This is a genomic window from Clostridium tagluense, assembly GCF_003865095.1.
Classification (GTDB): Bacteria; Bacillota; Clostridia; order Clostridiales; family Clostridiaceae; genus Clostridium_AD; species Clostridium_AD tagluense.
On the sequence record NZ_BHYK01000066.1, the window covers coordinates 1 to 8,015 of the forward strand.

Genomic DNA, 8,015 nt, shown 5'->3' on the forward strand with positions numbered 1-8,015 from the left:
TTTGATTTTTATTTAAAGCATTTTAGGTAATAAATAAAATGGTGCTTTTTATATAATTTATAAAAAATAATTACTAATATAAGAGGCATAAAAATAGTATGAGTAATCAACCACGTTATTACCGATTTACAAATAAAAAATAAAAGCAAGGCTAATGTAGTAGCTTCAATGGTTACAAGGTATAAAATTTATTAAATACAAGAACATATAAAAAACAAACACTGAGCAGGGGTCATGAAGTGAGTGCTTAATGTTTAGGAGGTCGAAATGAAGTCGAATGAGGACAAGATAATAGAGGGCTTATCCATTATAGAAACTATGGTTGAACAAGGTGCTACAGACAAAGAAATTGCGGCTGCAGTAGACGTTGGATACTCAACATATAGGAAGTATAAAGCAGAAAATGTAGAGCTTAAGGCAATAGTAAGCCAGGGTAAAGTTAAAAAAAACCAGGCAGTAGAGCAAGCGCTATATAAGAATGCAATTGGTTATTACTACAAAGAAGAAATAGTTACTAAGGTTAAGAATGAGGAATTAGCAGATGATGGTGTGACTATATTAGCTAAAGAAAGCGTGCAAATAAGCAGTATAGAAAAGTATAAGGGTCCTGATTTAGCAGCAGAGAAGTATTGGTTAAACAATAAAGAAAAGGCTAGATGGAGAGATGATCCTAACAAGGTGGACAATGATAAGAAGCTTACTAAACTTAAAGAAAAAGAAGTTAATGCTAAGACTGGGGATATATAAGAAGGAGTGATTATTAATGAGTGAGAGTACTAATATAGGCAAGGGTAAATTGTATATGGATGGTAGGCTTGTAGGAAATATTGCTGGCATAGATAAGGAAGTTAATAAGATTAAGAACACTGTAACAGTAGGTATAGAGATGGTAGGCTATAAGAAGATGAAGCAACAACTAAGAAACTTAGAAGCTACATACGATAGGATATTGGAGAAGCAAAAGCTAATAGATAAAGGCAGTAAACAAATGTATGATGCTGATGAATGGAAGAGAACAATGGCTGATGGCAGATGGGTTAAAGACCATGAGTTACTACAGAGGATAGATACTGATTGTGGCAGGATAGTTAGAAAGTTAGGGTGCGATAAGATACAACATAGTAACAATGGCTCAATATATATTGATGGTGTTAGATGCTTTGTTGACAATAACTATTAAGTAGTGGACACCAAGGAGTTAGTACAATGGTTAAGTAAGTTAATACAAAGCAATCAGTTAGTTAAGTTCTATAAGCATCCAGTGTGGCGAGAACTAAGGGCTACATGTTTAGAAGAACAACACAATGAATGTCAGATGTGTAAGGCTAATGGGTTGTTTGAGGCAGCTACAGTAGGGCATCATGTGTTGACAGTACGTAAGCATCCAGAGTTAGCATTGACTAAGAGTAATATTTTATGTGTGTGTGGTGAGTGTCACTATCAGATACATCATACTATTAAGTACAAGAAACAATTGAATGAAGAGAGGTGGTAAGAACATGACTGATAAAGAAAGAATAACTCAGTTAGAAGAGACCGTTAAAAAATTAATTGAAATAATACAATCACAGACTATCAAACAAGTAATTGTATTAGATGCTGCATTGAAAGAATTAAGAGATACATTATAATAAATTAGATTATCAATTAGAATTTATATATTAAAAACAATGCGGCTACCCCCGGTCGAAAAAATTGGAAAGCGGTCAGAGATACCGGGAAACGGTAAGGGTATGCGACAAAAGAGAAATATCGCGCGTGTGAGAAAAATCTGAGCGGAAGGAGAAATTTAAAAAAAATGAAAAGCATAATTGAGATTAAAGAGTCATTAATTAATCAACTGAAAAATAAAAAAGCAAATACAAATTATTTTTTAGGTTTAATTGATGATTATGTTTGGTATTTTAATCAAGAAAAAGAAATGCAAGAAGATATTAAAGCTCGTGGTAGACATTATAGGGCAAAGTCAGCAAGTGGATATTTAATAGATAAGGAAAATGAGTCTTTAAAAAATGCAGTAATTTTTAATAAACAGAAACTAGCAATTCTGAAACAGTTAGGATTAACAATTGAAAATGTAATACCTGATGATGCTGATGATGAAATGTAAAAAACTAATTCCAGAAATTCAAAATTATATTGATATAGTAAGAAGTAAAACAATTGAGGTATGTAAAGAGCAACTATCATTAATGACATATGTAGAGAAATGTTTTAGAGAAGAAAATCTATTTGTAGATGAAACACAACTTCATAAATATTTAGGTATGCAGAAATACTTTCCGTTTAAGCTTTACGAATGGGAGGTATTTTGTTTTGCTCTCCATAATTGCACATACTCCAAATTAGGTATTTTAAGATGGCCCGACTTATTTATATTAGTTGGTCGTGGAGCTGGTAAAAATGGTTATTTATCCTTTGAAGATTTTTGCTTAATATCGGATTACAACCCAGTTAAAAATTATAACATTGATATATGCGCCAATAGTGAGGAGCAAGCTAAGACGAGTTTTGACGATGTGTGGAATGTGCTTGAAGCAAATGAGCAGAGACTTAAATCGCATTTTAGTTGGACTAAAGAATTAATTACGAATTTAAGAACGGGATCTGAATTAAAATTCCGAACCAGTAACGCAAAGACTAAAGATGGTGGAAGACCTGGCAAAGTTGACTTCGACGAATATCATCAATATGAAAATTATAAAACTATAAATGTATTTAAAACAGGTCTTGGTAAAAAGAAAAATCCAAGAACAACTATTACTACCACAAATGGTGAGGTCCGAGACGGTCCACTTGATAAGCTTATAGGTAGGGCACAAAACATTTTAAAAGGTGCGGTAGGCGACAATGGCATGTTGCCTTTCATTTGTAAGCTAGACGATGAAAAAGAAGTCGATAACCCTAAAATGTGGGACAAGGCTAATCCTTCGCTACATTATTTTCCTGAACTATTTGCAACAATGCAAAGGGAATATATAGATTATAAAGAGGATCCCGTTAGTAATTCAAGTTTTATAATTAAACGTATGAATATTCATAAGGGCGACATAGATGTTGAAGTTACAAGTTGGGATAATGTGCTTGCAACTAATCAAGAAATTCCAAACCTTGAAGGGCTCACATGTACAGCTGGCTTAGATTTTGCAATGACAACAGATTTTATATGTGCAGGCTTATTATTTTTATTTAAAAGCAAGTATTATTGGTTATCTCACACGTGGGTATGTAGCCAGTGTAAGGATTTAAAAAGAATTAAAGCACCACTAAGAGAATGGGAAAAGTTAGGGTTGCTAACATTTGTTGATGACGTAGAAGTAACCCCAAGTATCCCTGCAGAGTGGCTAGCGGAAATGGCACAGAAATATAATATAACCACTTTAGGCATGGATAAATTTAGATATGGAACACTTAAAAGGGCACTAAAAGAAGTTGGGTTTGATGTAGAAAAGGGCGGGGCTAATAATATTAAGATTACTAGACCGTCTGATGAAATGTTTATAGCCCCTACTGTAAATTCTTTATTTGTTAATCATAATATTGTTTGGGGAGATTCGCCGTTAATGAGGTGGTACACAAACAATACAAGCAAGAAACCAGAACCACATGACAATATTTCATACGGAAAAATAGAACCTAAGAGCAGAAAAACGGATGGTTTTAAAGCATTTATTGCAGCAATGGCAGCAGGTGGTACCGACTTAGAAGATAGTGGCGATGTGGTCGAGTTGAATTTAGATTGTTATTCATATTAAAGGATCCATTGAAAGGGGGTGATTAAAAATATATGAGTAATAGTTTTATAAATTGGATGAAAAGCTTTTTAGGTGTTGGCCAAACCACTGTAAATATGACAGCAACTGCAATTTCTACCGAACAGCAACTAGCAATAGAAATATTTGCAATACATACTGCAATTAATTTAATAGCTAGTAGCATTTCAAAGTGTGAATTTAAAACTTATGCAAAGGGTGTTGAGGTTAAGGGCGAAACTTATTATCAGTGGAATATACAGCCTAATTTAAATCAAAATTCTAGTCAATTTTTGCAAGAACTAATTACTAAACTTCTGTTTAACAATGAGGTTTTGGTATTACCCATAGGTGACCAACTAATAATTGCAGATAGCTTTTTTCAAGAAGAATTTGCAATTAAGGAAAATATATTTAGTAATATTACAAAAGGGACTTTGACATTTCAAAAAGTCTACAACATGAGTGATGTTTATTACTATAAATTAGGCAATACAGATATAAGGGCTTTGTTATCTGCACTGGTGGCTGGATATAACAAGCTGCTTAATATGTCTATAAATAAATATAAACGTAGTGGCGGTCGTAAGGGCATACTTGACATTGATTCGACTGCTAGTAATGATAAAAAGTTTCAAGAAAAATTAGATACTTTAATGAATCAAAGATTTAAAAGATATTTTGAAGCTGAGAACGCAGTATTACCCTTAGATAAAGGATTTAAATACGATGAAAAAAATGGAGAAGGTAGTAAAAAAAGTACTAGTGAAATTGCAGATATTGCAATAATAACAAAAGAAATCTTTGAAAGAGTTGCACAAGCTTTTAAAATACCACCCGCTTTACTTAGAGGTGACATTGCAGACATAGGAGCAACTACTGGGAACTATTTAACATTTTGTGTTGATCCGCTAGTCGATATGATAGGCGAAGAAAATAATAGGAAGAGTTATGGAAAAGCCGCTTTCTTAGCTGGCAACTATATGAAAGTTGATACAACTACAATACAGCATATAAGTCTTTTTAATATAAGCGAAAGTTTCGACAAGCTAGTGGCTAGTGGTGGCTATAGCATAGATGAATTAAGGGTAAAGGCTGGTGATGTGGCATTGAATATGGATTTTAGTAAGAAACATTGGATGACCAAGAATTATCAAGACATAGAAAACTTAGAAGGGCCTGTGAAGGGAGGTGAAATATAATGGCAAAAACTAATTTTTTAATTAAACAAATGGCTGAAACTAATTCATTAGATTTATATATTTATGATGATGTTGAAGGTGATAGCACAAACTGGTGGACAGACGAAGTAACTATAAGTGAAACATCTGCAAAGTATATGAAAGCTCAACTCGAAGGTGCTAAAGACGTTAAGCAAATTAATATTTACATCAATAGTTATGGCGGAAGTGTTAAAGAAGGTCTTGCAATATACAACCAACTCAAAAGGCATACGGCTCAAAAGACAGTATTTATTGATGGGTTTGCATGTAGTATAGCATCTGTCATAGCTATGGCAGGTGATAAGGTAGTAATGGGTGTTAATACTCTTGTAATGGTTCACCATGCAGCTATGAGCGTTTATGGCAATGCGGAAGAACTTAGAAAGGCCGCCAATGACGTTGAAGTTATTGATAATGCTAGTTGTTCCAGTTACCTTGCAAAAGCTGGGGACAAATTAACAGCAGAAACTTTAAAGGTTCTCCTTGATGGACAAACGTGGCTTAGCGCGGAGCAATGCTTACAATATGGTTTGTGTGATGAAATAACAGGCAAAGAAGATAAAACTGTTACAGAAGCTAAACAGAGGTTTAACGCAGCTATGAAATTTGAAATAGAACAACATGAACCAGTTTTAAAAGTACCTGAAAACTTAATAGTCCAAAAAACAAATGCAGAAAAATTAATGCATCTATTCAAAAATAAAAACTTGGAGGCAAAATAATATGAATGAATATCAATTAACTCAAACAATAAAGGTAAAGGACTGCAACGGGCTAGTAATAGAAGGAATTATAAAAGGTTTATCTTTAGATAAAAAAGATGAATTGCACATTGTGGTTGAATATTTAACACCGATTCAAAACACTTTTAAGATAGAAAATATAGTAACTGAATAATAAAATTCGAGGAGGAAAATAATATGGGAATTAAAAGTAAAGATTTAATCATGCAAGAATTAAAAGACAATTTGGTGGCAGCAGGCAAGAGTACTGATGAAGGAGCATTTGCACAAGCATTTACACCATTTGCGGAGGCTATCCAAGAAAATATAATGGAAGAATTTAAAACATATCAGCAAACAGCAGACAGTAACATTTTAACTAAACGTGGAGTGCATCAATTAACCGCAGAAGAAACAAAATTTTATCAAAGCGTGATAGGAGCTATGCAATCCGCAGACCCTAGACAGGCATTTACAACTTTGCCATCTGCATATCCTGAAACAGTGATTGATAATGTAATTGCAGATATTAAAGCAGCGCATCCTCTTCTTGCTGCAATCAATTTTACAAATACAACTATTCTAAGCAAAATGATAGTCAATAAACAAGGAGCTCAACTTGCAGTATGGGGTCCTATTAATTCTGAAATAACTAAAGAACTTGAAGGGTCAATTGGAACACTAGATTTAACACTTTGTAAGTTATCCGCATTTATGCCTATTTCAAAAGACATGTTGGCAGTTGGGCCAGTATGGGTTGACGCTTATGTAAGAAGTGTATTATCCGAAGCAATCGCACTTGCTACAGAAACTGCAATAATTACTGGCGATGGCAAAGATATGCCAATAGGCATGGACAAAAATGTATCGGAAGGAGTAACTGTAACTGGCGGTAAATATCCATTAAAAACTAAAATGGTAGTATCTGACCTTAAGCCTAAAACTTTTGGAGCAATAGCAGGCAAACTTGCAATAGCACCAAATGATAAAACTAGACCAGTAAATAATATTTTAATGGTAGTCAATCCTGCTGATTATTTCACTAAAATATTCCCAGCAATAACAGTAAGAGCGCTAGATGGTTCATATGTATATAATTCATTCCCATATCCAACTACTGTAATACAAAGCACAGCAGTAGCAAAAGATACTGCAATATTTGGACTAGCTGATAAATACTTTATGGGAATTGGAGCAGGCACAAACGGTGGTAAGATAGAGTATTCCGATGAATTTAAATTTTTAGAAGACCAAAGAGTATATCTAAGTAAACTGTATGGTAACGGTAAAGCGGACGATGATAATGCATTTATACTCGCAGATATAAGCAAAATGTCGGAAGCTATTCTTGAAGTAGCAGTAGTAGGTACTGTAAATACTAAAGCAGCAGTATAAGAGGTGATCTAAATGCAAGAAGGTTTATTGGAAGTTGTAAGAAACTATTTGCATATAACGTGGATTGATGAAAATACAGACAAAAACCTGACTGATGCAATTAATAGTAGTATGGCACGCTTGCGAGAAATCGCTGGGGTGTCTACTGTTGATTTTACAGTTGAAGGATTAGCAAGGGACTTATTAAAGGACAGGTGCAGATATATTAATAGCCAAGCCCTTGAAATGTTTGAAAAAAACTTTGCTAGTGAACTTATGAGTTTACACATTAAAAGCCAAGTGGATGCGGAATCTGATGTGGTGGACATATGAAAATAAAAACAGATACCGAATTCATAAGTTTCAGTGATGGTATATGTAATATTTTTACCACAGATGAAGATAACGAAAGGGTACCGAATAAATATACTAACTTAGGTTTTGCAAATAGAGTTCTAGGTTTTAAAAGATATTTTGAAGCATCCGCTAGACAAATAAATGTAAATAGAGTTATTAGGATACCTCAATTACCTGGTATAGATAATTTTGATTATGTTGAAATTGATAGTGTAATCTATGGGGTTAAAATGGTACAACCGATTCACGATACTAACCCTTTAAGTATGGATTTAACGCTAGATAAGGCGTGTATATGAGCGGTATAAGTATTGATAATTTAGCTGATGAAATAATGAGGGAGCTTGAAAACTATAGTGAGGGCGTCACAGAGGGCATTAAGAAGGCGGTTGACGTAGTTGCGAAGGAAGTTAATGAAGAAATAAAAAGCCATGTTACCTTTACTCAACATTCTAAAAAATATGTTAAAGCTTTTAAAATTAAAAATGTTTACGATGGCAAATACAACAAAGGCAAGACTTGGCATGTAAGTGGTGGAGAGTATAGGCTTACACACTTATTAGAAAAAGGACACGCTACTAGAAATG

General features: G+C 33.8%; 13 protein-coding genes. All 13 read left to right on the forward strand.

The features are described from left to right. The first annotated feature begins 267 nt into the window (after positions 1–267). A complete protein-coding gene (locus Ctaglu_RS23975; protein ID WP_125006493.1) occupies positions 268–747 on the forward strand; it encodes a Xaa-His dipeptidase in 480 nt (159 codons plus the stop codon). 16 nt (positions 748–763) lie between these two features. Next, on the forward strand, positions 764–1,180 hold the full coding sequence (locus Ctaglu_RS23980) for a hypothetical protein (RefSeq protein ID WP_125006495.1): 417 nt from the start codon (positions 764–766) through the stop codon (positions 1,178–1,180). 135 nt (positions 1,181–1,315) lie between these two features. Next, complete coding sequence (locus tag Ctaglu_RS26105) at positions 1,316–1,495, forward strand: HNH endonuclease (RefSeq protein ID WP_233439944.1); 180 nt, start codon at positions 1,316–1,318, stop codon at positions 1,493–1,495. Between the two features lie 4 nt (positions 1,496–1,499). Beyond that, positions 1,500–1,631: a hypothetical protein gene (locus tag Ctaglu_RS26350; protein WP_267901318.1), complete on the forward strand. Its 132-nt coding sequence runs from the start codon at positions 1,500–1,502 to the stop codon at positions 1,629–1,631. Positions 1,632–1,798: 167 nt separating this feature from the next. Next, a complete protein-coding gene (locus tag Ctaglu_RS23990; protein WP_125006499.1) occupies positions 1,799–2,110 on the forward strand; it encodes a P27 family phage terminase small subunit in 312 nt (103 codons plus the stop codon). Continuing rightward, on the forward strand, positions 2,097–3,755 hold the full coding sequence (locus Ctaglu_RS23995) for a terminase TerL endonuclease subunit (protein WP_233439940.1): 1,659 nt from the start codon (positions 2,097–2,099) through the stop codon (positions 3,753–3,755). The genes Ctaglu_RS23990 and Ctaglu_RS23995 overlap by 14 nt, the downstream gene beginning before the upstream one ends. Positions 3,756–3,787: 32 nt before the next feature. Further along, the gene (locus Ctaglu_RS24000) at positions 3,788–4,954 is read left to right on the forward strand and encodes a phage portal protein (RefSeq protein WP_125006501.1); all 1,167 of its coding nucleotides are present in this window, start codon (positions 3,788–3,790) and stop codon (positions 4,952–4,954) included. After that, the gene (locus tag Ctaglu_RS24005; protein WP_125006503.1) at positions 4,954–5,697 is read left to right on the forward strand and encodes a head maturation protease, ClpP-related; all 744 of its coding nucleotides are present in this window, start codon (positions 4,954–4,956) and stop codon (positions 5,695–5,697) included. Before Ctaglu_RS24000 ends, Ctaglu_RS24005 begins: the two co-directional genes overlap by 1 nt. 1 nt (position 5,698) lies before the next feature. Then, positions 5,699–5,872, forward strand: a complete 174-nt coding sequence (locus tag Ctaglu_RS25645; RefSeq protein WP_185732952.1) for a hypothetical protein — start codon at positions 5,699–5,701, stop codon at positions 5,870–5,872. A gap of 23 nt (positions 5,873–5,895) precedes the next feature. Continuing rightward, on the forward strand, positions 5,896–7,092 hold the full coding sequence (locus Ctaglu_RS24010) for a phage major capsid protein (RefSeq protein WP_233439942.1): 1,197 nt from the start codon (positions 5,896–5,898) through the stop codon (positions 7,090–7,092). A 12-nt stretch (positions 7,093–7,104) separates the two neighbouring features. Continuing rightward, complete coding sequence (locus tag Ctaglu_RS24015) at positions 7,105–7,404, forward strand: hypothetical protein (protein ID WP_125006505.1); 300 nt, start codon at positions 7,105–7,107, stop codon at positions 7,402–7,404. Further along, positions 7,401–7,727: a hypothetical protein gene (locus Ctaglu_RS24020; protein ID WP_125006507.1), complete on the forward strand. Its 327-nt coding sequence runs from the start codon at positions 7,401–7,403 to the stop codon at positions 7,725–7,727. Before Ctaglu_RS24015 ends, Ctaglu_RS24020 begins: the two co-directional genes overlap by 4 nt. Continuing rightward, the coding region (locus tag Ctaglu_RS24025) for an HK97 gp10 family phage protein (RefSeq protein ID WP_125006509.1) at positions 7,724–8,015 on the forward strand (292 nt) is incomplete at its 3' end. The genes Ctaglu_RS24020 and Ctaglu_RS24025, both read left to right, overlap by 4 nt.